Below are 1,636 nucleotides of genomic sequence, written 5' to 3'. Positions count from 1 at the left end.
CTCTCCTCCGCGCCGGCGTAGGAGCTGATGGCGAGCTCGACAGCGCTCTCGGGTCCGACCGAGCGGCGCGCGCGGATGATGCCGAGCGCGAGGCTCAACCGTTCCAGGATCATCGCGTCGTTCGTGTGCGCATCTCCCTCGCGCTCGATCCAGGCGACGGCATCCGGTCCGCTCTCCCTGACCGGCCAGGCAGGGGACGGCTCGAGCGGATCCACACGCACCCCATCGGGGCGCACGCGCACGATCTGTCGACCGTCGCGCTGTCCGACCGTCGCGCCGCTCAGCACCGCCGCGCCTCGCACCATGCTCTCGACGCCCACAGAACGGGCGACGAGGGCATCGAAGTACGTGACGACCTTGAGCGTCTCGCTGGCATCCGGGTCGAGGGCGGTGAGACGCCCCAGCAGATCTTGCATGTCGGGCTCCATCACGCAGGGATTCCACCCTACGGGGTCGGCGCACGGCCCCGTAGAGCGGAGTCCGGACTCAGGAGAGCAGGCGGTTCACCCAGTTGTCGCGCGCGGCGAGCATGGCCTGGGCGACGGCGGCGTGCGGGGCGAACATATCGAAGCCGTGGAAGCCGCCTGCCCACACGTGCAGCTCGGCCTGCACCCCGGCCTCCCAGAGAGAGGTCGATGCCGAGCTCCTCGGCGTTCTCGGCCGTCCACAGCAGGGCCGCGTAGCAGTCCTCCACCGGATACGGATCGGGGAACTCGGGGGCGAGCCGGTACTAGACCGTGACGATCACTCCGTTGAAACGCTCGGCCCACTCGAGGAACCCGGCCACACCCAGCCAGCGGTTGCCGATGATCATGCCCCCGCCGTGGGTGTGGAAGAAGCCGGGGCCCGTGCCCGTACGCCCCTCCTTCTCGACCACCGATACGACGATCTCGTCGCCACCGTGGCCGGCGATCGTGACATCGCGCCGGGTGAAGCCCCGCTCGGCGAGCACGGCGAAGATCTCCTCCTCACCGCTCACCGGCGACTGGCGCATCAGCGGGATCATCTCGGGCGTCAAGGTCGACGGCAGCTGGTCGCCGACGAGGGCGAGGGCGGCCTCGAGCTCGGGATCGAAGGGCGGTCGTCTCAGCGTGGTGTCAGTCATCAGAACTCCTTTGTCCTCGGCCGCCATCGCGACGGCGTTCCGCCAGCCTCGCGCACGCCGCACTCGAGGCTAACCCGCCAGCCGGGGCCGATCCGGGGCCCGGAGTCCGCCGGATGGCGGGGACAGAGCGTCCCGCTCGGAGAACCCCTTGAGGGCGTGTGCCGCGCTGGATAGCCTGGCGCCAGAGGGAAGGAGCGCGCGAAATGATCCGAGTGCTCGACGAGCAGCAGTCCTATGAGTTGCTGACCACCACCACCATCGGCCGCGTCGGTTTCGTCCATGAGGGACGAGTGCAGATCCTTCCCGTGAACTTCGCCGTCTCGGGGCACGATCTACTTCTTCGCACCACGCCCGACGGCGTGCTGGGCGCCCTGAGCAGCGAGCCGCTGGAGGTCGCGTTCGAGGTCGACTACCACGACCCCCTCGGCAGCACGGCCTGGAGCGTGCTGATGCACGGCTCGATCGCTGCTCCTTGTAGACGCCCTTGCGGGCTTCGATCGTGACGATCGCCTGGCCCATGATGCCCTTGAG

General features: G+C 69.0%; 3 protein-coding genes and 1 pseudogene. 1 reads left to right on the top strand and 3 read right to left on the bottom strand.

From position 1 onward, the window contains the following. The 3 genes and pseudogenes from KZA10_RS14465 to KZA10_RS18250 all read right to left on the bottom strand — a co-directional run. Positions 1 to 416 (bottom strand): annotated as a pseudogene (locus tag KZA10_RS14465) (hypothetical protein); the annotation flags it as partial. Positions 417 to 486: 70 nt separating this feature from the next. Then, complete coding sequence (locus KZA10_RS18630) at positions 487 to 612, bottom strand: hypothetical protein (protein WP_308289683.1); 126 nt, start codon at positions 610 to 612, stop codon at positions 487 to 489. Positions 613 to 730: 118 nt separating this feature from the next. Continuing rightward, complete coding sequence (locus KZA10_RS18250; protein WP_256934897.1) at positions 731 to 1,105, bottom strand: hypothetical protein; 375 nt, start codon at positions 1,103 to 1,105, stop codon at positions 731 to 733. A 203-nt stretch (positions 1,106 to 1,308) separates the two neighbouring features. Here KZA10_RS18250 and KZA10_RS14455 point away from each other — a divergent pair, with 203 nt between their 5' ends. Then, on the top strand, positions 1,309 to 1,608 hold the full coding sequence (locus KZA10_RS14455; RefSeq protein ID WP_256934896.1) for a pyridoxamine 5'-phosphate oxidase family protein: 300 nt from the start codon (positions 1,309 to 1,311) through the stop codon (positions 1,606 to 1,608). Positions 1,609 to 1,636 lie beyond the last annotated feature (28 nt).

This window comes from Microbacterium sp. BF1 (assembly GCF_019279095.1).
GTDB classification, from domain to species: domain Bacteria; phylum Actinomycetota; class Actinomycetes; order Actinomycetales; family Microbacteriaceae; genus Microbacterium; species Microbacterium maritypicum.
The sequence above is the reverse complement of the archived record's forward strand: the minus strand, read 5'-3'. Positions and strand labels throughout refer to the sequence as shown.